This window comes from Gordonia sp. NPDC003585, from assembly GCF_040610755.1.
In the GTDB taxonomy this organism is placed as follows: domain Bacteria; phylum Actinomycetota; class Actinomycetes; order Mycobacteriales; family Mycobacteriaceae; genus Gordonia.
In genome coordinates this window covers 35,457-57,718 of record NZ_JBEXMX010000021.1, presented here as the reverse complement: position 1 = coordinate 57,718, position 22,262 = coordinate 35,457, and the positions used below count along the sequence as shown (strand labels likewise).

Below are 22,262 nucleotides of genomic sequence, written 5' to 3'. Positions count from 1 at the left end.
GACTTCGAGACGCTCCGTGCTCGTACCTCGCATGGGGCTCCTCAGCCCGGCGGCTAACGCTCGTCGCACCTCAGGGAGCGGCGGCAAGGCTGGCAATCGACACTCGCGCCGAAATCTGTACGCGCCAGCAGAGCGAAGTGGAATATGCAGTTACACAATCTGACTCGTACAGAGTCCCTACGCGCACGACTACTCGAGGGTGTAGTCGCGTCGGATGCCGGCGGTCGCATGTCCCCATTCGCTCGACCTGGCCCGGTCCTGGTGCGCTTGATATGCAGCTGCGTCGACGAAACGCTCGTCGACATCCCACGTGCGCGGGTCCTCGGCATTCTGTTGCACCGTGAATGACAGGCACCCGGGTTCGGCGCGGGTGAGTTCGATGTGTCGGGGGAGTAGGCGCACGACGATGGCCGCTTCGTCATCATCGGCACAGAGCAACCGGCCACGCAGTACGACGTTGGGCTCCACGTCGAATACGGTGCCTCTTGAGTCGGTGACCGTGCAAGTCGCAGGCACCTCTGCCGCGATGATTGGATCATCAGATGACCGCCGAAACCGAACCCGGCTCCCCGCAACGCCCGGGGCTTCGGCAGGTTCTGCTGGAGGTCTCCGGAGTCGGTGAACGTGCGGGCGGCGCGTTCCGGGCCGCGCTGGCGGTAGCGATCCCGGCCGCCGTGGGTCTGGCGAACGGGCACGGAGCGGCCGCGGCCTTGTCGGCGTTGGGTGCGTTCGCCGTCGTGTATGGCGAACGTCGACCGTATCGGACGCGATGGAAGGTCGTCGCAGGATACGGATTGGCGCTGATCTCGTGCGCCACCGTAGGCGCCGGAGTCGGGCACCTCGCGGGTGCGGCGTCGGTCGGCGCTTGGATCGCAGTCATCGCGATGATGACGGCAGTCGTGGTGCTCGCGGCAATCTGGGTGGACGCGTTGCGGGAGCGTGCTCCCGGCTCGTTTCTGCTACTGCTGTGCGCTGAACTCTCCGCGGTGTTGGTGCTCGACGGCACCGCGAGCGCGCCCGCTGTGGTGTTGTGGACCGCGATCGGCGCGGTGGTAGCACTCGGCGTTGCGATGACGCCGGCATTGCTCGACCGTCACGGTCCGGAGGCGCAAGCGGTGACCCGGGCGGGCGCGGCCGTCGATGCGCTCGCACGCCAGCCACACGATGACCTGCTGCGACGCAGAGCGATTCATGCACTTCACGAGGCGTGGGACTGTCTCGATGATGCCGGGCTCCGGGGCCAGGCGGTCGCGCCGACCGATGCGCTGAGCCGGATCCATCGTCGGCTGCTGGCAGTGATCGCCTTTGCCGAGGACCAGAAGGTCGAGACGAGTGTGTCTGAAGAAGAACTCGACCTGATGGTGCTTCCACGCGCCAGAGTCGGCGAACGATTGCGGTGGGGACTCCGCCGGCCGCGAATCCCCGTGCTCGCGTTGCGGCTCACCGTCGCGTGCGTGGTCGCCGGCGGCATCGCGATCGCCGTCGACCTCGGCCGGCCGGACTGGGCCGTCATCACCGCGGCCATGATCCTGCACCAGGGGCCTGATCGCGTCACGGGCAGCTGGCGTGCGTTGAATCGTTGTGTCGGCACCGTGATCGGAGTGGGTGTGCTCGCCGTGATCACCCCGGTGCTGGGGTCTGCGGTGCTGCTGATCCTGACGGTGGTTGTCCTGATGGCGGGTACCGAGATCTTCCTGGTGGTCAACTACGCGATTGCGATGGTGTTCATCACCCCGCTGGCCATGACGCTGGGCGCACTTGCGCCGCAGGAGCCGTTGTCGGAGGCCGTCATCGGGCGAATCGCGGAGACCGTCATCGGGGTCGGGGTGGCGGTCGTGACGCTGTGGTGTGTGCGCCCGCGCGGGTATCGCGCGGTGCTGCTGGATTCCGAGCGGCGTGTCGTCGACGCGATCGAGGCGGTCGAGGCTGACGGTCCGGCCGATGCCGGCCGACGTCGCCGACGACTGGAGTTCGAACTCGAGGCCGCGACCACGGCAGTGTCCCAGGCCGGATTCAGTGATCCGGCGTGGATGCTCACCCAGTGGCCGAGACACCACCGATTGCATCGACAGGGCTATGCGTTACTGACAAAGCAGGGGTGACCACGGGCGCAGGAGATCGCCACTTCTCCAGCAGCGATGCCGAGCTTCATTGCGGCAGAACCACAATCGGAACTCCAATGTCGGGGGAGCGGGATAGTCGCGCATCAGACGTGATGAGGTCGGCATCATAGAATCTGGCGGTGGCGACATAGAACGCATCGGATACTCGCACCGAAGTTCTCAGATCCCATGCTGCGCTTGATATTTGAACACTCTCGGCACGTCGGATCGGAGCTGTCCACACCGCTTTGACCGCGCGCTCGGCCTCCGCAGAGCTGATCTGCGATGTCCGCTGAAGTCGCCAGATCGCCGACAATGCTTCCATGTCGAGTATTGTCGGTGCCCAGAGTTCGTAGCCCGACATTGATCGCAGGGCGGCTGCCTGCCGTGCGGACGGCAGTACGGCGTCGACCAGCGCGCTCGCGTCGACCACTCGCCTCATTTCTCGCCGGCATCATATTCATCGCGTACTGCATCGAGGGCGCCCACGACGTCGATACTGCGTCCCGGCCCTTCGCTTCGGATAGTTGCGGCCCATTCGTTGAACAATGGACGACTCATGTCGTCGCGCAGGAGCTTGGTGACGTACTCAGACATGGACATATGCAGCTTGGCCGAGCGCTCGCTGAGTTGAGCGTGAAGGTCCTCCGGCAGGTTGCGGATCTGAAGAGTGCTCACTTCATGAAACTAGCATGAATAGCGCATGCATGTGTGATACACGCCGTGCGGTGACCCGGTCGTTGTCGTGCAGCGCGAACGTGCGGGGTCATCACCTCGCCCCGACCTCCGGCAGCGGCGGCAGCTGCGGTGCGGGAACGACGCCGAGTTGGATCAACACCCCGAGCTCGTCGCGTACACCCCAATGCTCGGCCAGCCGCGTGCCTTCGGTGCGGTAGATGTGCAGGGTGTCCATCTCGTACGGCTTCCCGGCGCCGGCCTCGCCGTGTACGGCTGAAACGCCGCGACCGTAGGCCTTGGCGCGGACGATGATTCGGTCCGAGGTGCTGACGATGTCGGCGATCTCGTAGCGCACATCCAGCACGCCGGTCACGAACCCAAGGATCTGGGTGTACCCGGCCGGACCGGGTGGCAGCGGTACGGGTGACCCATGGTCGACGAAGTCGTCGGTGACCACCTCGGGGATAGCGTCCAATTGGCCGGTGTTGATCGCGTCGAAGATGCGATGCACCGAAGGCAGAGCGGGGTTCGAAGTGTCGTACATGAGGGTTTCCTTTGGGCTATGATTTTGGCTAGAAGACTATTCCAGTGGAATGATAATCCACCCAAAGGGGGCTTGGTGTCAACACCTCGGTCATACGTGAGTCCGCAACGCGAGCAGGCGGCGCGCGAGACGAGAGCACGAGTGCTCGCCACAGCCAAGGACCAGTTACTCCGGCATGGCTATCACTCGATGACAGTGGCGTCCCTGGCCCGCGAAGCCGGAGTGAGTCCGCAGACGATCTACAACTCTGTCGGCGGGAAGGCGGCCGTGGTGAAAGCGGTGTACGACGTGCTGCTGGCCGGCGACGACGAACCGGAGCCCATCGCGATCCGGCCGATGATGACCAGGGTCTTCGAGCAACCCGATGCCGCATCGACACTGCGTGCCTACATCCACATGGGTTGCCTCATGTATCACCGCGTGGGCCCGCTGCTCGGTGTCCTTCTCGGTGAGGGGCCGGGTGCCGACCGGGCACTGACGGAGTTCGTCGACACGATCGAACGGGAACGCCGCACCGGCAACGCATCCGTGGTCAGGCACATCGCCGACCGCTTCGGTCTGCCCGACACCCTGACGCCCACCACTGCGACCGACATCCTCTGGACCGCAACATCAATCGAAGTCGCCGACCGCCTGGTACGCCGATGCGGTTGGAGCCTTGAGCAATTGGAGGCGTGGCTGGGAGACGTCGTCGTCGACACGCTCACGGTTGAAGAGGGTCAGTGAGAGTGCGCGTGCCAGCTCGCGGCCTGTTGAGAGGCGATGGCGACCAGGCGATCCAATCCGAAGTTGATGTCGAGCGCATGCAAGTCGAAAAGCGGTGCCTCGTTGATCTGTTGGGGCACAACCATGCGAATGTGATACTGCCGGTAGCCGTTCACTTCTTCGCAGCGGCCGACGCCGCGACCGCGTCCGATCGTCCAGGTCGATGACGACGTCGGCCATGCCTCGGGAAAAGTCGTATAGCCCAGCGCGATTGCGATGGCGCCCGGCGCATACGGCTTGCTGGGCACGGTGATGCCGACCGGCCTGCGGCTTCCACTCAGCACGGCCGGATCGGTGCAGGCCACCTGATAGTTCGGCCCCATCGGCAATCCGAAACGCAGCGAGACGATATCGAGCGAGCTATTGCCGAGCAAGGACAGTGGCGGATAGACGATATTCGTGGAATACGCGGTGACACATCCGTATTGACCGTGCCGGGTGCAGATGGGGATGTTGTTGAAGTCGCCACCGACCGTCCTCCCGGGCGCGGTCTTCACGTTTCCGCCCAACAGGATGGCGCCGGCGAGGCGTGCACGCACCACAGGATTGGGATCGACTTGTTCGCGAATCAGTTTGCGAAGCAGGAACGTGCCCTGGGAATGGCCGATGAAGACCACGCCGCGACCCATGTTCGCGTGGGTGAGGTAGTTGTTCCACGCGGCGAGTACGTCGCGGTAGGCGATTGCCACTGGTTCGGTGGTAGCGCCGAGATTCACTGCCACGAGGCCCGGCAGCGAGATCTGCCGGTAGACCGGAGCAAAGATCCGACACATGCTGTTGAACCGGGCCGACTGGAGCTCCGCTCCAGACTTGATTTCCGGAGCGGCAACCAGTGGGGCGTTGAGGGACAACGTGTTGGTCGCCGTCCCATAGACGTAGAAACAATCCACCGACCGTTGGGCAGCGGTGACCGGTAGTGGGTTGGTTACGCGTCCGGTTAGCAGATCGGTGGTGTCCTGCGGCAGGTCGCACGGGTCGGCGGTCATCGCCGAACTGCACAGCCACAGCGTGGGGGGCGGCGCCGCGTCGGCCGGCGCGTGCACTCCGAAGGTGAGGGCAAGCGACGCGATGGCGAGGCCGACCACTATCCGCAATCGGAACGTCCCGCGCGAACTCAGGGCGTGGGCTCTTCGCGATTCAGGATGCAGCATGGCAACCTCCCCGAAGTCAGTCGTCGCTGATCCGGGCCCGCGATTCTCACCAGGGGTTCGTCGGCGGCGCGCAACAAATGACTCGCTGAGCATACACCGTATGAAGTGATCTAGATCATACTATTGTCGGACTTGAGCGGAATGTACTCAACTTTGATGGCGTTGCACCCTTCGGATGGCTCATACTTGAGCCTGTTGGACTAAAGAGAAAGGTGCACGCGAGTGGACAGCTTCACCCCCACCACCAAGACACAGCAAGCGTTGAGTGCTGCTGTGCAGGCGGCGGCAAGCGCAGGAAACCCCGACGTGCGACCGGCCCACATCCTGGTGGCGCTGCTCGATCAGTCCGACGGCATCGCGTCGCCGCTGCTCAAAGCGGTGGGCGTGGACCCGTCGAGCGTTCGTAGCCAAGCCCAGGCGATGGTCGATCGTGCTCCGACGGTGTCCAGCGCGAGCGCGCAGCCTCAACTCTCCCGCGAGTCGATCGCGGCGATCTCGGCAGCGCAGCAGCTTGCCGGGGAACTCGACGACGAGTACGTCTCGACCGAACACATCCTGGTCGGTCTGGCGACCGGCGACTCCGACGTCGCCAAACTGCTGCACAACGTCGGCGCGACGCCCCAGGCGCTTCGCGAGGCGTTTGTCGCCGTGCGCGGAACCGCGCGGGTCACTTCCGAGGACCCGGAGTCGACGTATCAGGCGCTGGAGAAGTACTCCACCGACCTGACCGCGGCTGCTCGCGAGGGCAAGCTCGACCCGGTCATCGGTCGCGACACCGAGATCCGACGCGTCGTGCAGGTGCTGAGTCGTCGTACCAAGAACAACCCGGTGCTCATCGGTGAGCCCGGCGTCGGCAAGACCGCGATCGTGGAGGGCCTGGCCCAGCGGATCGTCGAAGGCGATGTGCCGGAGTCGTTGCGCAACAAGACGGTCATCTCCCTGGATCTGGGTTCGATGGTCGCCGGTGCCAAGTACCGCGGCGAATTCGAGGAGCGGCTCAAGGCCGTGCTCGACGAGATCAAGGGGTCGGCCGGCCAGGTCATCACCTTCATCGACGAGCTGCACACCATCGTGGGTGCCGGTGCGACAGGCGATTCCGCGATGGATGCCGGCAACATGATCAAGCCGATGCTCGCCCGCGGTGAGCTGCGGCTGGTCGGTGCGACCACCCTCGAGGAGTACCGCAAGTACATCGAGAAGGACGCGGCACTCGAACGTCGTTTCCAGCAGGTGTACGTGGGCGAACCGTCGGTCGAGGACGCCATCGGCATCCTGCGCGGACTGAAGGAACGCTACGAGGTGCACCACGGTGTACGCATCACCGACTCCGCATTGGTTGCTGCCGCAACGCTTTCCGATCGCTACATCACCTCCCGCTTCCTGCCCGACAAGGCCATCGACCTCGTTGACGAGGCCGCGTCGCGGCTGCGGATGGAGATCGACTCGCGCCCCGTCGAGATCGACGAGGTCGAGCGAATCGTCCGCCGTCTGGAGGTCGAAGAGGTTGCGCTGCAGAAGGAAACGGATGCGGCCTCCAAGGAGCGGCTCGACAAGCTGCGTCAGGAACTGGCCGACCAGAAGGAGAAGCTCAACGAACTGAGCGCCCGCTGGCAGTCGGAGAAGACCGCCATCGACGCGGTCCGCGACACCAAGGAGGAGCTGGAACGGCTTCGTGGAGAGGCGGATCGGGCCGAACGTGGCGGCGATCTGGGACGTGCGGCCGAGTTGCGGTACGGAACGATCCCCGGCTTGGAGAAGGAACTCGAGGCCGCGATCGAGAAGACCGGCACCGACCCGAGCGAAGACGTGATGCTGCAGGAGGAGGTCGGACCCGACGACGTGGCTCAGGTCGTGTCGGCGTGGACCGGAATCCCCGCCGGCCGGATGCTCGAAGGCGAGACCGCCAAGCTGCTGCGCATGGAGGACGAACTGGGCCATCGCGTCATCGGACAGAAGGACGCCGTGGTCGCCGTGTCCGACGCCGTGCGTCGTGCGCGGGCCGGTGTCGCCGACCCGAACCGGCCGCTGGGATCGTTCATGTTCCTCGGCCCGACCGGTGTCGGCAAGACCGAGCTGGCCAAGGCGCTGGCGGAGTTCCTGTTCGACGACGAACGCGCCATGGTTCGCATCGACATGAGCGAGTACGGCGAGAAGCACAGTGTGGCAAGGCTTGTCGGTGCCCCTCCCGGCTACGTCGGCTACGAGGCCGGCGGTCAGCTGACCGAGGCGGTGCGGCGTCGCCCGTACACGGTGGTCCTGTTCGACGAGATCGAGAAGGCCCACCCGGACGTGTTCGACGTGCTGCTGCAGGTACTCGACGAGGGTCGGCTGACCGACGGTCAGGGCCGCACCGTGGACTTCCGCAACACCATCCTCATCCTGACGTCCAACCTGGGCGCCGGCGGTGACAAGGACCAGGTGATGGCGGCGGTGCGCGCGCGGTTCAAGCCGGAGTTCATCAACCGCCTCGACGACGTCATCGTCTTCGACGCGCTGAGCCCCGAGGAACTGGTCTCCATCGTCGACATTCAGCTGCGGCAGTTGGCCAAGCGCCTCGCCCAGCGTCGACTGGAACTGGAAGTGACGCCCAAGGCCAAGGAATGGCTGGCCGAGCGCGGATTCGATCCGCTCTACGGTGCACGCCCACTACGGCGGCTGGTGCAGCAGGCCATCGGCGACAGCCTCGCCAAGGCGTTGCTGGCCGGTGACATCCGCGACGGCGACGTGGTGCCGGTGAACGTCGGTGCCGACGGAGAGTCGTTGGTGCTCGGCTGATCTGAGAGTGACTGAAAACGGGCCCCTGACGGGTGCCTTCCGGGACAATCTCGGAGGAGTGCCGTCAGGGGCCCGTTTTCAGTAGTGCCCTCCGTTGCCTGGTTCGCTTTTCCGCACACCGCCGCTCGCGCAAACGAATGTCGTCTACGCGGCTGCGTCGACAACGCTGAGCCGCAGTCGCCGCATGCCGTCGCGGATGCGGGACTTCACGGTGGGCAGGGCGACCTGGAGGCGTTCGGCCACTTCGCGATACGTCAGGCCGTCGAAGTAGGCGAGTTCGATGGACTCGCGCTGCACGGGCGTGAGGTGTGCGAGTCCGGCTCGGATGAGCCGCACCGTCTCGCGTCGTTCGGTGATCTCGGCGACCTCGTCGAAGGCCGGTGTCACCGATTCCCGACCATGCGTCAGGGTGCGGCGTCGGCTGGCGGTCTCCGAACGGATGCGGTCGACGGATCGGCGGTGGGCCATCGTGAGCAGCCAGGCCATCACCGAGCCGCTCGTGTCGTACGACGCCGCGGTCCGCCACACCGTCAGATACACCTCCTGGGTGATCTCCTCGCTGAATCCCGCATCACGGATCACCCGTAGGGCCATGCCGTAGACGCGTGGTGAGGTGAGGTCGTACAACTGCGCGAATGCTTGACGATCGCCGTCGGCGACGCGTTTGACCAGCAACGACAACTCGCCGGGCGAGGGGTCGGGGTGCGTGCGCGGTGTCGTCATGTGATCGACGCTAGGAGCGGCGGGTGGCAAGCTCACGGGTGGACGTGGCACTGGGATGCATTCGCAACCGAGGGTCACGAAACGGTAACGGTGCGCCTTCTCGGTGCGCCGGGGTTGACCCTCACACCATGTGAGACAGGAGCGTGGTCGGTGTCATGTTCACCATTGGAGATTTCGCCACGATGGGCCGGGTGTCGATCCGGATGCTTCGACACTACGACCAGATCGGCCTGTTGCAACCGGCGCGGGTCGACGATCACACCGGGTACCGCTACTACGAGGCCGATCAGCTACGACGCCTCAACCGCGTGGTCGCCCTCAAAGATCTCGGGTTCACCCTCGCCGAGGTCGCCCGCATCATCGACGCCGACGTCGACCCCGCCGAACTGCGGGGAATGCTACGTCTGCGTCGTGCGCAGGTGGCCGAACAGATTGCGGCAGACCGGGATCGGCTCACCCGGATCGAGGCGAGACTCCGCATCATCGAAAGGGAAGGCACCATGAGTACCAGCTCGGTTGTCATGAAAAGTGTTGCTCCGGTTCGGGTTCTCACATTGACGGACGTGTCGGCGAGTTCGGATCCGGAAGACGTGGGCCCGGTGATCCGGGGACTGTTCGGGCGGATGTTCGAGATTCTCGGGCCTGCCGGTATCGCGCCGGCGGGTGAGGCGATCGCCACCTACGTCCCCGACGGTGAAGGACTGACGGTGACCGCGGCATGCCCGGTGGCTGACGGCGTCAGTGTCGACGGGCTCGAGTCGGTGACATTGCCGGGCGTCGAGCGGGCCGCGTGCCACCTGCACGTGGGCAGGATGGTCGACATCGGCGAGGGCTATCAGACGCTCGCCACCTGGATCGAGGACAACGGCTACCGCACCGACGGCACTGCGCGCGAGGTCTACCTCGCGACTCACCCCGAACCCGAGGAGAACTGGCGGACCGAGCTACAGATGCCGATCGTCGGGTGACCCGCGGCCTACCTCACCGGCATGAGGGCGAGCCCGGAAATGCGGGTACGCCGAGTCGGCACCCGGCGGCGGTCACCGAACGAAGCCGAACCATCGGATTGCGGTGCTCGAGTGCCGGGACGAGTCCGTTCGTGACGACCCGGGTTTTGGCGGCGGACGTGGTCGCGGTGGGATTCAGCGTGCCGCGCAACCGCGCGAAGTAGACCAGCTCGTCGTACACCTTTGACAACGCCGCCTCGGTCGTTCGGTCCTCGGGCTCGAGACCGTGGAAGTCGACGCCGGTCTCGAACTCGTGCCGAATCGCATGTGGCCCTTGATCGCACGACGGTTTGTTCAGATCGATCCGGAACGCCCGATGGCGCGGGGTAGGCGGTGCGATGGTGCCGGCATCGGTGCACGCATGGTGTGAGATGCGGTCTCCCAGGGCGTGGATGTAGATCCCGATTCGCGCGTTCGCCGACTGCCCGCCCACCCACTGATCGAACTTCGACGACAGGACTCCGTCGGTGATGACCTGTTGCCCAGTCGAATTGGTGAAGGGGAAGTTAGCCGGCGACACGATGCTGTACGTGCCGTTGATCGGGACGGGGTTCGCGCCGCCATAGCAACCCTCGCCCGTCGCGTAGTCGCCTCCCGGTGAGCGGTTGGTGAATCCTCCGGTGCACAGGGGCGCAGAGGATCCCGGGCCCGCTGTCGCCCAGCGTCGCAGATGGGTCAGCATGATCTCGTGCCGTGTGTCGTTGACGTCGGGGCGCAACCCATTCGGCATCGGCGCGCGTGGGCCTCGGAGCGTCGGCAGGAAATGGAACAGGAAGCCCCCGGTGGCGAAATGCGTACGTACCAGGCCGCTGATGTCCTTGGTCGTCAGCCGCCGCGAATTCGGAACCAGGTTGCCGCGCATGTCGCGCGGGGCGAAGGTGCCGAGGTCGGTCGCCTCGCTGTACGCGGCGATCCAATAGGCGTCCGCGACGGAGAAGCCGACGGACCTCGCGATGATGTAGCTGGAGTCCGTGTGAATCAGGCTGCGACCGCCGAGCGGCTGACGAAGTGTGTAGGCGTATCGCAAGAAGGCGCGCAGGCCGCAGATCGGGGCGTCCGCATTCTCGAGGGAACAGGTGATGGGAAGCGGGCCGCAACTGTGCGGCGGGGCGCCGGGGGTGTAACAGATGTCCTCGGCGAACGCAGCGGCACGCGGTTGCGGCGTGGCCACCGACAGCGTGGCGACGAGGCCGAAGGCGAGCAAGATTGCTCCAACGAGGCGGATCGGTCTGCGCATGACGTTCCCTTCGAGGTGCCCCCGATGAGGAGATAGTAAATTTTCGCCCGGTGGGCGTGGGGTCGATTCGGTGAGGGAGCGCAATCAGGTGTCGGTGGCCGTCGGTACTCTCCGTTCAAGTGATTCGAGAGGAGATCGCCCATGTCGGATGTGGTCATCGGGGAGGACGGTCGGGCGCGGTGCGGGTGGGCGGCCAAGGAGCCGGAGACCACGTATCACGACACCGAATGGGGATTTCCGACCGTCGGCGACGTCGCGCTGTTCGAGCGAGTATGCCTCGAAGGATTTCAGTCCGGCCTGAGCTGGCGGACCATCCTCACCAAGCGGGAGAATTTTCGGGCCGCGTTCAGCGGGTTCGACTTCGAGAAGGTCGCCCGGTTCGGTGAGGCCGACGTGGAGCGGTTGCTGGGCGACGCGGGGATCGTCCGGCACCGCGGCAAGATCGAGGCCTCGATCAACAACGCCCGGCATGCCTGCGATCTCGTCGACGCCGAGGGGTCGCTGGAGGAGTACTTCTGGCGGTTTGCGCCCGGTCCCGACCACAAGCCGGGATCGATGACGACCTCACCGGAATCGGTTTCCCTGTCCAAGGATCTGAAGAAGCGGGGCTGGCGATTCGTCGGGCCGACAACGATGTTCGCACTCATGCAGGCCACCGGCATGGTCAACGACCACGCCTACGACTGCGTCATCCGCGACGACGTGGCGACAGCGATCGCCGCGAGGCCTTGACCTCAAGTTAACTTGAACTCTTAGCGTCGGGGTATGACACGAGACCGACCATCACTCAACCTCTACGAACCCGGTGCATTCGCTGCCGTCGACGCACTTATGGCGACGTTGCAGGCCGGCATGGACAACTCTGATGCCGACACCTACGACGCGATGTTCGCCGACGACATCGTGTGGGGTTCCCCCAAAGGCACCGTCCTGCGCGGCCACGCCCCGCTCAACGAGATCCATCACCAGCTGTTCGCCAAGCAGGTGGCACCGCCGTCGGACTTCTCGGTGACGGAGGTGATCAACCCGGCGCCGGGGGTCGCGGTCGCGCACATCGGGAGGCATGCGCGAGGTGGCGGATTCTCCGAGATGGCGATGTATGTGCTCGTCGAACGGGACGGCTCCTGGTGGGTCGCCGCCGGACAGAACACACCCATTGCCGCGGAACTGCCGACTGGAGTGCGCGCATGAGGCACAAAGAATTGCTCGATCCCGATGTGCTGAGTTACCTCGAGACGCAACGGCTGGGCAGGCTCGCCACCGTCGACAAGGAAGGCGCGCCGCAGAACAATCCCGTCGGTTTCGCCGTCAATCGCGAACTCGGGACCGTCGACATCGTCGGCTACAACCTCGCGTCGTCCCGCAAGTTTCGCAACCTCAAGGGGAATGACAAGGTTGCGTTCGTCGTCGACGACATCGCGTCGCTCAAGCCGTGGCGAGTCAGGATGGTCGAGATTCGGGGTCACGCCGAGGCGATCGTCGGCGGTACAGAGTCGCGCGGCGGCGTCGATGACGCACTCATCCGGATATATCCGCGCCGGGTCATTGTGTTCGGGCTCGAAGAGCAGGACCAGTAGGTCGGTACCATGGCGGCATGACCTCTGACTTCGGTGCCGCCGCAACCGCGAAGTACGTGCAGCTGACCACTTTTCGCAAGGACGGCACACCGGTGTCGACGCCGGTGTGGGCCACGATCGACGGCGACCGCCTCCTCGTGTGGACCGTCGCGGACTCGTGGAAGGTCAAACGTCTGCGGCGAGATCCGCGCATCATCGTGCAGGCCTGCGATGCGCGCGGCAAGAAGGTCACCGGCGAACCGGTCGAGGGCACAGGCGAAGTCCTCGATGACGCCGGCACCGCGCGGACACGGGAACTGATCTCCAAGAAGTACGGCATCCTCGGCTGGATCACCATCAAGGCGAGCACTCTTCGACGCGGCAGTGGCGGGACGGTCGGGCTCGCGTTGAGTGCGGGTGCTTCCTGACTTCCGCCTCGCTCCATGGCCTTCCACCGCTTCTGAGCCTCCAACCGCTCCCTGAGGTGCGAGCGGAGCGAGCCTCGAAGGGCTGGTGAGACGACGATGTCATCTCACCAGGGGCTTCGAGGCTCGTCGACTTCGAGACGCTCCATGCTCGTACCTCGCACGGGACACCTCAGCCCGGCGGCTTGCGCTCCTCGCACCTCAGCCGGCGGGAGGGTCCCGACGGTCAGGCGAGGTCGTCGTAGCAGCGCGCCCAGATCGCTTCGTGCCGTACGGCATCGATCCGGCCCTCGCGCAGATCGCGGTCGGCCACCCGTAACGAATCGACGATCCGCAGCAACTGGTCGGCTCGGCGTCGTGTCGTGGGATCTTCGTCGTCGTCGATCCAGAGGACCATGGAGCGCACTGATTTCCGCACCGGCCAGGCCTGGTGGCCGACCACCCAGACGACGGACAGCATGACGGCGGCTGCCGCGAGAATCGAGAACGGCGGATCGACAGGGCTCACGGCGCTGATCGCCGGCCAGAGCGCCAGCCAGCCGATGACACCCCAGATCGGCGCCGAGTACCAGAGGCGAAGCATCGTGCGCTCGTGGTCGGTCACGCCCGGCGGATACACGCAGACACGCAACTGGACGAGATGACGGGCGAACCCGACCCGGAAGACGCCCCACGAGTCCGCGCCCCGCAAGAAGCGGCCGCGGATCGGGGGCGGGCCGGTCACGGTCGCGACCGTCAGTGGTTGTTGGCCGGTGACCTTGTTCATGCTTTCCGTCGTACTCTCCGGCGGAAACGCCGACGCGAATCTGAACGCGATCTACACGGGCCGCCAGGGCTTGTTGACGCGATCTTGACGCCGGTCGCAACGTCCGCAAAGCGCGCGTCAAATTGCCGGCGCGACGCGTATGGATTCCGTTAACGAACTCTTTCAGACGTCTTTCGCGAGTGATCCTGTCAGTCGCGGCTTCGCAGGTTTCTGCGTGGCCGGGTACATAGTTCGGAAATGGAGTTCGAGTGGCTGACCTGCTCTTTCTGCTGGCCGCGATCGTCTCGATCGCGCTGTGCCTGCTGACCGTGCGCGCAATCGATGCGAGGACCGGGCGATGACCGCCGACGGTGTGACCACCATCGTTCTGTTGGTGCTCGCCGCAGCAGTCGTCGTCTATCTCGTGGCCGCGCTCATCGCACCCGAGAGGTTCTGACATGTCTGCGACGGTGGCCGGCTTGTTGCAACTGGCATTGCTGCTTTTCATTCTCGCCGCTGCCTACGTGCCACTCGGTGACTACATGGCCCGGGCGTACGACTCGGCACGCGACCTGCGCTTCGAGAAACTGTTCTACCGCGTCGGACGCATCGATCCGCGTCGTGAGCAGACCTGGGTCGGCTATGCGCTTGCGGTACTGGCCTTCTCGTTGATCTCGTTCCTGTTCCTGTACGCGATCCAGCGCCTCCAGGGTGTGTTGCCGTGGTCGGACGGAAAGCCGGGTGTGACGCCGTCGATGGCGTTCAACACCGCGGTTTCCTTTGTCACCAACACCAACTGGCAGTCGTACTCGCCCGAAGTGGTGATGACCAACTTCACGCAGATGATCGGGCTCGCGGTGCAGAACTTCGTTTCCGCTGCAGTCGGTATGGCGGTCGCGGTCGCCGTGATCCGCGGCATCCGTAACCGGCGGGGCAGCGGCGAGATCGGCAACTTCTGGGTCGACCTGGTCCGCGGATGCGTGCGAATCCTGTTGCCGCTCAGCTTCATCGTCGCGCTCATCCTACTCACCCAGGGCGCCATCGAGTCGTTCAAGACCGGATTCGACTTCACGACGCTCGACGGCAGGCAAGCGCACAGTGTGCTCGGGCCGTTCGCGTCGCAAGAGGCGATCAAAGAGCTCGGGACCAACGGTGGCGGCACCCTCTCGGTGAACTCCGCACATCCGTTCTCCAACCCGACGCCGCTGTCGAACATCGTCGAAATCCTTGCGCTCCTCATCATCCCGGTGTGCCTCACCCGCACGTACGGAACGATGGTCGGCGATCGGCGTCAGGGGCTGACCCTGCTCGGGGTCATGGCCGCCATCTGGGGTGTGATGCTGACAGTCGTGTGGGTCTTCGAATCCCGCACCGACGGCATCGCCGCGCAGGCCGCGGGCGCCATGATGGAGGGCAAGGAACAGCGTTTCGGCATCCCCGGTTCGGTGCTGTTTGCGGTCTCGACCACCGGGACATCCACGGGTGCAGTGAATTCCGCGCACGACAGCTTCTCGGCCGCCGGGGGTGGCGCGCTGATCTGGAACATGCTCCTCGGTGAGGTGGCACCCGGCGGTGTGGGAGCCGGCCTCTACGGCGTCCTCATCATGGCCGTGATCACGGTATTCGTCGGAGGTCTGCTCGTCGGCCGCTCGCCGGAGTTCCTCGGCAAGAAGATCGGCCAGCATGAGATCACCATGGCGGCGCTCTACGTCCTCGTCATGCCCGCGCTGGTGCTGGCCGGCACCTCGATCTCGGTGATCCTCGGAACGACAACCGGATTCCAGGGCAACAGCGGCGATCCCGGCACACCCGGCTCGATCCACGGCTTCAGCGAGGTGCTCTACGCCTACGCGTCGGCCGCGAACAACAACGGCAGCGCCTTCGGTGGCCTCACCGTGACCAGCGACTGGTTCCAGACATCGCTTGGAATTGTGATGCTGCTCGGGCGCTTCCTGCCGATCGTCTTCGTGCTCGCTCTCGCCGGTCTGCTGGCCAAACAGCGTCCACGCAATCGCGAAACCGCCGTGGGCAGCACGGTGTCCGCGCCGGCGGCGGCACCAGGTGGTGCGCCCACAATGGTAGCGACTCAGCGGAAACCAGTGCGCGTCGAGGACGACGCATCGACTCTCCCGACCCACGGATTGCTGTTCGGCGCACTGCTGGCCGGAACCATCCTGTTGGTCGCCGGACTCACCTTCTTCCCGGCCATGGCGCTGGGACCGATCGCAGAGGCAGTGTTGTGAGTACTCCTGTCATAGAAGAGAAGACAACCGACGAAGCGGGCGTTGATACCTCGTCGAACGCGGGGGAGGAACTGGTCACCAGTGGCGCATTCAATGCACGCCAACTGATCTCGTCGCTTCCGCAGGCGGTGCGCAAGCTCACGCCGCGTGCCCAGGCTCGTAACCCGGTCATGTTCGTGGTGTACCTGGGCGCGATCGTCACCACCGTTCTCGCTGCGCTGCAACCGAGTTGGTTCTCGTGGGCGGTCGCTGCCTGGCTCTGGTTCACCGTCGTGTTCGCCAATCTGGCCGAGGCGGTTGCCGAAGGCCGCGGTCGCGCGCAGGCCGACAGCCTCCGTAAGGTCAAGCAGGACACCATGGCCCGACGCCTGTCGGAGGATGGGTCGATCACCGAGGTGCCCGGGACAGAGCTGCGCATCGGTGACCTGATCGTCGTCGAAGCGGGTGAGGTGATCGCGGGGGACGGTGACGTCGTCGACGGTATCGCCACGGTGGACGAGTCGGCCATCACCGGCGAGTCGGCCCCCGTCGTCCGCGAATCGGGTGGCGACCGCTCTGCGGTCACCGGTGGAACGGTGGTGCTCTCGGACCGGATCGTCGTGAAGATCATGACCGCGCCGGGGGCGAGCTTCGTCGACCGCATGATCGCCCTCGTCGAAGGCGCATCGCGCAAGAAGACACCCAACGAGATCGCACTGGACATCCTGCTGACGAGCCTGACGATCATCTTCCTGATGGCGGTGGTCGCGGTCGGGTCGATGCAGGAGTACGCGGGCCAGTCCGCCGATCCGATCAAGCTGATCGCGCTGCTGGTCTGCCTCATCCCGACGACGATCGGTGCGTTGCTGAGCTCCATCGGCATCGCCGGCATGGACAGGTTGGTGCAGCGCAACGTGCTCGCGATGTCGGGCCGTGCGGTCGAGGCCGCCGGTGACATCGACACGCTGCTGATGGACAAGACCGGCACCATCACGTTCGGCAACCGTCGGGCCACCGACATCGTGCCGGCACCCGGCGTCGAGAAATCCGAACTCGCCGACATCAGCTATCGCTGCAGCCTCGCCGACGACACTCCCGAAGGCCGGAGCATCGTCGACCTGTGTGTGCAGTCCTTCGGCGTCATCGAGATCGACCCCGACACCGCGGCGGCCGCTCGCCGTCGGCTGCATCCGGAGTACGAGATCGTGCCCTTCACCGCGGAAATCCGCATGAGCGGCATCGACGTCCACGAGTCGGGCGGGGTACGCGAGTTCCGCAAGGGTGCCGCAGATGCGCTGGGCCGCTGGGTCGAGGCCAGCGGCGGTCGCGTGGACCCGGCCGTGGCCCGCGAGGTGGCGGCCATCTCCGGCGAAGGCGGGACACCGCTCGTGGTGGGTGTTCGCGATGCCGACGCACCGGCCCGTGTGCTGGGTGTCATCCGGCTCTCGGACGTGGTGAAACCCGGTATGGCCCAACGCTTCGCACAGCTGCGCGCGATGGGAATCCGGACCGTGATGGTCACCGGCGACAACCCGCTGACCGCGCGCGCCATCGCCGACGAGGCCGGCGTCGACGATTACGTCGCCGAGGCGACTCCCGAGGACAAGCTGGCCTTGATTCGCAAGGAACAGTCGGGTGGGCGTCTGGTCGCGATGACCGGTGACGGCACCAACGACGCGCCCGCACTCGCGCAGGCCGACGTCGGGCTCGCGATGAACTCCGGTACGTCGGCGGCCAAGGAAGCCGGCAACATGGTGGACCTCGATTCGGACCCGACCAAGCTGATCGACGTGGTGGCCATCGGCAAGCAGTTGCTGATCACCCGCGGTGCGCTGACGACGTTCTCGCTGGCCAACGACCTGGCGAAGTACTTCGCCATCTTGCCGGCGCTGTTCACGGCGGTCTATCCGCAACTCGACGCACTCAACATCATGCGGCTGCATTCGGCGGAATCGGCAATCACCTCGGCGGTGATCTTCAACGCGCTCATCATCGTCGCGCTGATCCCGCTGTCGCTGCGTGGCGTGCGGTACCGCCCGTCGTCGGCGTCGAAGCTGCTCGGTCGCAATCTGCTGGTCTACGGCATCGGAGGAGTGATCACCCCGTTCATCGGGATCTGGCTGATCGACCTCGTGGTGCGCTTTCTCCCGGGAATGGGGTAGTCGGTCATGAACACGTTCGTATCTGGTTTTGTGCGGCAATGTGTCGCTGCGGCAGGCACTCTGCTGGCGCTGACGCTGCTGCTTGGCGCAGTGTACCCGGCAGCGGTCTGGGCGGTCTCGAGGGTCGGGAGCAACTCCGCCGACGGTTCGCAGGTCACCGATTCCGCCGGCTGCCCGGTGGGTTCCACGCTCATCGGCATCGACCCGAAGGTGCCTGCGGGAGCGCCCGATCCGTTCCTGCATGCGCGGGTGCTCGGGTCCTCCGACGATCCGTTGGCGGCCGGTGATCCTGGCGCGTCGGCCGCGAGCAACAAGGGGCCGAACAACGAGGATCTCAAGGCGTGGATCGACGCGCGGCGCACGGAGATCGCTCAGCGCGAGGGCGTCGCGCCGGCGGCGGTTCCGGCGGATGCGGTCGCCGCGTCGGGATCGGGCCTCGACCCGCACATCAGCCCCGAGTACGCACGGCTTCAGGTCCCGCGGATCGCTCGCGTGACCGGGAAGTCCCCGGCGCAGGTGCGGCGGATCATCGACGACCACACCGAGGGCCGCACGATCGGTTTCCTCGGGCAGGCGCGCGTCAACGTTCTCGAGGTCAACCTCGCACTGGGACATCGTGCGCCGTGCTCGGCGTGACCGTTCGAGAGAGGATCAACCTGGCTGCCCACGCCGGCCCGCCTCCGGTCCCTGAGGTGCGAGCTTGCGAGCCTCGAAGAGCTGGTGAGAGAGAACAATTGGTCGACCAAGTAGCGACGGTCGCCAGGCCTTCGAGGCTCCTCGCTGCGCTCGTCGCACCTCAGGCAGCGGTGAATCGGTCTCAGCTCGACGGTCCATGGATTCACGCCCAGGGAGCGGAGGTTCAGGCAGCGCTATCTCGGGCTCGGATCCAGGCTCAGGGACCGGATTGCCGCAGATACACTGGTTGCCATGGCCAACGCAGGTGATGCCAGGGGACGGTTAGAGGTCTTCTTGGGGTGTGCACCGGGCGTCGGCAAGACCTACGAGATGCTCGCCACCGCACGGCTCCTCGTCGACGAGGGTGCGGATGTGGTTGTGGCCGTGGTCGAATCACACGGTCGCGTGGCCACCGCCGCCCTCGTCGACGGATTCGAGGTCGTTGCCAGGCGCAGCGTCTCCTACCGCGGCACGGTTCTCGAGGAAATGGATCTCGACGCTGTGCTGGCGCGCAAACCGCAGGTGGCGCTCGTCGACGAACTGGCCCACACCAATGCGCCCGGGTTGGCCAACGCCAAACGCTGGCAAGACATCGAGGCGCTGCGAGACGCCGGCATCGACGTGCTGTCGACGATCAACATCCAGCACTTGGAGAGCCTCAACGACGTGGTCGCCCAGATCACCGGCATCACCCAGCGCGAGACCGTGCCCGACGACGTGGTCCGGGCCGCCGACCAGATCGAACTGGTGGACATCGCCCCGCAGGCGCTGCGTCAGCGGCTCGCGGCGGGAAAGGTGTATCCGGGCGGGCGGATCGAAGGTGCGCTGTCGAACTATTTCCGGCAGGGCAACCTCACCGCGCTGCGAGAGTTGGCGTTGCTGTGGCTGGCCGATCAGGTCGACGACAACCTCGCCGATTACCGTGCGGCACATTCGATCACCGACACGTGGGAGGCGCGCGAGCGGGTCGTGGTGGCGATCACGGGCGGGCCGGAGTCGGCGACGCTTCTGCGTCGGGCCAGCCGCATCGCATCGCGGTCGAGTGCCGAGCTCGTGGTGGTGCACATCGTGCGCGGTGACGGTTTGGCCGCCAAGACCTCGGTCGACATCTCCGCACTGCGGGAACTGGCAGCCGGGTTCGGTGCCAAGATCCACACCGTCGTCGGCGACGACATCCCGGCGACGCTCCTGGATTTCGCGCGTGGAGTCAACGCGACCCAGTTGGTGCTGGGTACCTCGCGTCGGCCGCGGTGGCAGCGCATCCTCGACGAAGGAGTCGGCACGACGGTCGTCCGCGAGTCGGGGCGCATCGACGTGCACATGGTCACGCACGACGAAACACGTCGTCGTAACCGACTCGACATCCGGGACACGAGATTTCACCGTCCGCTGAGTTGGGCCGCCGCGGTGGCGGTGCCCATCGCGGTGACCGGTGTCCTCGCCATCCTGGACCGGTGGCTCGGCTTCGCCAGCGAGTCGGCGCTGTTCTTCGTCACCGTTCTCGCAGTGTCGATGTTGGGCGGCGTGGGTCCGGCCGCGTTGTCGGCGGTGGTGTCGGGTCTGCTGCTCAACTACTTCTTCACCGATCCTCGATTCACGTTCACCATCGACGAGCCCGACAACCTCATCACCATCCTGGTGATGCTGGTGATCGCCATTGCTGTTGCGATACTCGTGGATTCGGCGACGGTCCGGCGCGTCCAGGCGCAACAAGCAACGCGGGATGCCGAGCTGCTGTCGCTGTTCTCCAGCGCCGTTCTCGGTGGCGCGGACGTGTCGGCGCTACTCGAACGCGTTCGGGAAACCTATGACCAGGAAGGTGTCTCGCTCGTCCGACGGGTAGACCGCGGTTCGCCGGAGATCGTCGAGAAGGTCGGGTCCAATCCGCCCGCCGCCGAAGGTGATGCCGTGACCGTGTGCCCGGTTCCGGATGGGCGCTTCGAATTGTGGCTCAACGGGCCGAAACTCGGCGGACGCGACCGACGGGTACTCATCAGCGTCGCCACCCAGGCCGCCGGTGCAGTTCAGCGTCACCAACTCGAGGCCGAGGCGGCCGAGGCCACCGCGCTGGCGCAGACCGACGAACTACGTCGTGCGCTGCTGGCCGCCGTCAGCCACGACCTGCGTACTCCGCTGGCTGCGGCGAAGGCGTCGGTGTCGAGTCTGCGCAGCACCGACGTCACCTTCAGCGCCGAGGACACCGCGGAGTTGCTGGCCACCGTCGAAGAATCCGTCGACCAGTTGGCCTCGCTCGTCGGGAATCTGCTGGATTCGTCGCGGCTCGCGGCGGGTGCGGTGCGGCCCAAGATGCAGCAGACCTATCTCGCCGAGGTGGTGCATCGTGCAATGGCGGCGGTGTACCGGCGCGATCCGTCGATTCCCGCGGTCTCGATGAATCTCGAACAGCCATGGGTGTATACCGACGCCGGACTGCTCGAGCGGGCCCTCGCGAATCTCATCGACAACGCGTTGAGGCACGGCGGCGACGACGTGACCGTCGACGCCAGAATCGGTTCCGGCGATGGGGAACCGCGGTGCGTGATCAGCGTGATCGATCACGGGCCCGGAATTCCGGAGGATCAGCGGGCGGAGATCTTCACGGCGTTCCACCAGTACGGCGATCGCAATGGCGCCAGTTCAGGTGTCGGGCTGGGGCTTTCGGTTGCTCGCGGATTCATCTCCGCGATGGGAGGAACGCTCGAAGTGGTCGAAACCCCCGGCGGTGGTGTGACGATGGTCGCCACCTTGCCGCTGGCGGGGGTGGAAGCATGACTGCCCATGTCCGGGTGCTCGTCGTCGACGACGAACCCCAGTTGTTGCGGGCCCTGCGTATCAATTTGAACGCCCGTGGCTTTGCCGTGACAACGGCGGCCACCGGTGCGGAGGCGCTCTCGGCGGCGGCACGCACCAATCCGCAGGTCGTAGTACTCGATCTTGGCCTGCCCGACATCGACGGGCTGACCGTGCTGGAGGGTCTGCGGGGCTGGACCAATGTCCCCGTCATCGTGTTGTCCGCACGCAGCGACGCTGCCGACAAGGTGGCCGCCCTCGATGCCGGAGCGGACGATTACGTCACCAAACCCTTTGGTATGGAAGAGTTTCTGGCGCGACTGCGGGCCGCCGTGCGGCGGGGGTCGGTACTCGCCGATACACCCGAGGTGCCGGTCGTCGACGCTGGCGCGTTCGTGGTCGATCTGGGAGCGAAGTCCGTGACACGTGACGGTGCCGCCGTCCACCTGACGCCGACGGAATGGGGCATCCTCGAGATCCTGGTGCGCCACGAGGGGAAGCTGGTGGGGCAGAAGGAGATCCTGCAGTCTGTGTGGGGACCGTCGTACGGGACGCAGACCAACTACCTGCGCGTGTATCTGGCCAGCCTCCGTCGCAAGCTCGAGGACGATCCCGCACACCCCAAACATCTACTCACCGAGGCCGGGATGGGCTATCGGTTCGTGCGAGCGTGATCGCGCAGCGATTGTAGACAATCCGACGATG

Annotated in this window: 22 protein-coding genes; 14 read left to right on the top strand and 8 right to left on the bottom strand. The window is 65.5% G+C overall.

Annotated features, from left to right (window positions below; translation table 11 throughout):
• Positions 1-189 precede the first annotated feature (189 nt).
• Positions 190-468 carry an antibiotic biosynthesis monooxygenase gene (locus ABZW74_RS08020; RefSeq protein ID WP_240859476.1) on the bottom strand — a complete coding sequence of 93 codons (279 nt, stop codon included), beginning with the start codon at positions 466-468 and terminating at the stop codon, positions 190-192.
• 74 nt (positions 469-542) lie between these two features.
• On the opposite strand from ABZW74_RS08020, the gene ABZW74_RS08015 reads away from it, so the two are divergent.
• Positions 543-2,102: an FUSC family protein gene (locus ABZW74_RS08015; protein WP_355275447.1), complete on the top strand. Its 1,560-nt coding sequence runs from the start codon at positions 543-545 to the stop codon at positions 2,100-2,102.
• 46 nt (positions 2,103-2,148) lie between these two features.
• Here ABZW74_RS08015 and ABZW74_RS08010 read toward each other — a convergent pair whose 3' ends face one another.
• The 3 genes from ABZW74_RS08010 to ABZW74_RS08000 form a co-directional block, all read right to left on the bottom strand.
• Complete coding sequence (locus ABZW74_RS08010) at positions 2,149-2,544, bottom strand: type II toxin-antitoxin system VapC family toxin (protein ID WP_276614999.1); 396 nt, start codon at positions 2,542-2,544, stop codon at positions 2,149-2,151.
• Complete coding sequence (locus tag ABZW74_RS08005) at positions 2,541-2,780, bottom strand: hypothetical protein (protein ID WP_240859469.1); 240 nt, start codon at positions 2,778-2,780, stop codon at positions 2,541-2,543. Before ABZW74_RS08005 ends, ABZW74_RS08010 begins: the two co-directional genes overlap by 4 nt.
• A gap of 91 nt (positions 2,781-2,871) precedes the next feature.
• Positions 2,872-3,324: an ester cyclase gene (locus ABZW74_RS08000; protein WP_240859468.1), complete on the bottom strand. Its 453-nt coding sequence runs from the start codon at positions 3,322-3,324 to the stop codon at positions 2,872-2,874.
• Between ABZW74_RS08000 and ABZW74_RS07995 the strand changes: the two genes are divergently transcribed.
• Positions 3,211-4,050: a TetR/AcrR family transcriptional regulator gene (locus tag ABZW74_RS07995; RefSeq protein WP_355275444.1), complete on the top strand. Its 840-nt coding sequence runs from the start codon at positions 3,211-3,213 to the stop codon at positions 4,048-4,050. The two genes, ABZW74_RS08000 and ABZW74_RS07995, sit on opposite strands and share 114 nt — an antisense overlap.
• On the opposite strand, the gene ABZW74_RS07990 is transcribed toward ABZW74_RS07995, so the two are convergent.
• Complete coding sequence (locus ABZW74_RS07990; RefSeq protein ID WP_240859462.1) at positions 4,044-5,240, bottom strand: DUF3089 domain-containing protein; 1,197 nt, start codon at positions 5,238-5,240, stop codon at positions 4,044-4,046. The genes ABZW74_RS07995 and ABZW74_RS07990 overlap by 7 nt on opposite strands.
• Before the next feature lie 222 nt (positions 5,241-5,462).
• On the opposite strand from ABZW74_RS07990, the gene clpB reads away from it, so the two are divergent.
• A complete protein-coding gene (clpB, locus tag ABZW74_RS07985) occupies positions 5,463-8,015 on the top strand; it encodes an ATP-dependent chaperone ClpB (RefSeq protein ID WP_240859460.1) in 2,553 nt (850 codons plus the stop codon).
• Positions 8,016-8,159: 144 nt separating this feature from the next.
• Here the strand turns inward: clpB and sigK are convergent, their stop codons facing one another.
• Positions 8,160-8,738, bottom strand: a complete 579-nt coding sequence (gene sigK, locus ABZW74_RS07980; RefSeq protein WP_240859458.1) for an ECF RNA polymerase sigma factor SigK — start codon at positions 8,736-8,738, stop codon at positions 8,160-8,162.
• A gap of 155 nt (positions 8,739-8,893) precedes the next feature.
• Here sigK and ABZW74_RS07975 point away from each other — a divergent pair, with 155 nt between their 5' ends.
• The gene (locus tag ABZW74_RS07975; RefSeq protein ID WP_240859456.1) at positions 8,894-9,706 is read left to right on the top strand and encodes a MerR family transcriptional regulator; all 813 of its coding nucleotides are present in this window, start codon (positions 8,894-8,896) and stop codon (positions 9,704-9,706) included.
• Positions 9,707-9,719: 13 nt separating this feature from the next.
• Here ABZW74_RS07975 and ABZW74_RS07970 read toward each other — a convergent pair whose 3' ends face one another.
• A complete protein-coding gene (locus tag ABZW74_RS07970) occupies positions 9,720-10,982 on the bottom strand; it encodes a hypothetical protein (protein WP_240859454.1) in 1,263 nt (420 codons plus the stop codon).
• Between the two features lie 141 nt (positions 10,983-11,123).
• On the opposite strand from ABZW74_RS07970, the gene ABZW74_RS07965 reads away from it, so the two are divergent.
• The 4 genes from ABZW74_RS07965 to ABZW74_RS07950 are packed head-to-tail and all read left to right on the top strand — an operon-like array spanning position 11,124 to position 12,966.
• Complete coding sequence (locus ABZW74_RS07965) at positions 11,124-11,714, top strand: DNA-3-methyladenine glycosylase I (RefSeq protein WP_240859452.1); 591 nt, start codon at positions 11,124-11,126, stop codon at positions 11,712-11,714.
• Positions 11,715-11,747: 33 nt separating this feature from the next.
• Positions 11,748-12,173 carry an SgcJ/EcaC family oxidoreductase gene (locus ABZW74_RS07960; RefSeq protein ID WP_355275440.1) on the top strand — a complete coding sequence of 142 codons (426 nt, stop codon included), beginning with the start codon at positions 11,748-11,750 and terminating at the stop codon, positions 12,171-12,173.
• Positions 12,170-12,559, top strand: coding sequence for a PPOX class F420-dependent oxidoreductase (locus ABZW74_RS07955; RefSeq protein WP_355275438.1), 390 nt, complete (start codon positions 12,170-12,172; stop codon positions 12,557-12,559). The genes ABZW74_RS07960 and ABZW74_RS07955 overlap by 4 nt, the downstream gene beginning before the upstream one ends.
• A 17-nt stretch (positions 12,560-12,576) precedes the next feature.
• Complete coding sequence (locus ABZW74_RS07950) at positions 12,577-12,966, top strand: PPOX class F420-dependent oxidoreductase (protein WP_355275436.1); 390 nt, start codon at positions 12,577-12,579, stop codon at positions 12,964-12,966.
• A 223-nt stretch (positions 12,967-13,189) separates the two neighbouring features.
• On the opposite strand, the gene ABZW74_RS07945 is transcribed toward ABZW74_RS07950, so the two are convergent.
• Entirely contained in the window at positions 13,190-13,729 is a 540-nt protein-coding gene (locus ABZW74_RS07945) for a DUF6611 family protein (protein WP_240859434.1), read from the bottom strand.
• Positions 13,730-14,066: 337 nt separating this feature from the next.
• Here ABZW74_RS07945 and ABZW74_RS07940 point away from each other — a divergent pair, with 337 nt between their 5' ends.
• The 6 genes from ABZW74_RS07940 to ABZW74_RS07915 all read left to right on the top strand — a co-directional run bounded on the left by ABZW74_RS07940 (position 14,067) and on the right by ABZW74_RS07915 (position 22,231).
• Positions 14,067-14,165, top strand: coding sequence for a potassium-transporting ATPase subunit F (locus ABZW74_RS07940; protein ID WP_240859433.1), 99 nt, complete (start codon positions 14,067-14,069; stop codon positions 14,163-14,165).
• Position 14,166: 1 nt separating this feature from the next.
• Positions 14,167-15,951, top strand: coding sequence for a potassium-transporting ATPase subunit KdpA (gene kdpA / locus ABZW74_RS07935; protein WP_355275433.1), 1,785 nt, complete (start codon positions 14,167-14,169; stop codon positions 15,949-15,951).
• A 71-nt stretch (positions 15,952-16,022) separates the two neighbouring features.
• Positions 16,023-18,092 carry a potassium-transporting ATPase subunit KdpB gene (gene kdpB, locus ABZW74_RS07930; RefSeq protein WP_355275464.1) on the top strand — a complete coding sequence of 690 codons (2,070 nt, stop codon included), beginning with the start codon at positions 16,023-16,025 and terminating at the stop codon, positions 18,090-18,092.
• Positions 18,093-18,098: 6 nt separating this feature from the next.
• Positions 18,099-18,728 carry a potassium-transporting ATPase subunit C gene (locus ABZW74_RS07925; protein WP_355275431.1) on the top strand — a complete coding sequence of 210 codons (630 nt, stop codon included), beginning with the start codon at positions 18,099-18,101 and terminating at the stop codon, positions 18,726-18,728.
• Between the two features lie 291 nt (positions 18,729-19,019).
• Positions 19,020-21,539: a sensor histidine kinase KdpD gene (locus ABZW74_RS07920; protein WP_355275429.1), complete on the top strand. Its 2,520-nt coding sequence runs from the start codon at positions 19,020-19,022 to the stop codon at positions 21,537-21,539.
• Positions 21,536-22,231: a response regulator gene (locus ABZW74_RS07915; RefSeq protein WP_355275427.1), complete on the top strand. Its 696-nt coding sequence runs from the start codon at positions 21,536-21,538 to the stop codon at positions 22,229-22,231. Before ABZW74_RS07920 ends, ABZW74_RS07915 begins: the two co-directional genes overlap by 4 nt.
• The last annotated feature ends 31 nt before the right edge of the window (positions 22,232-22,262 follow it).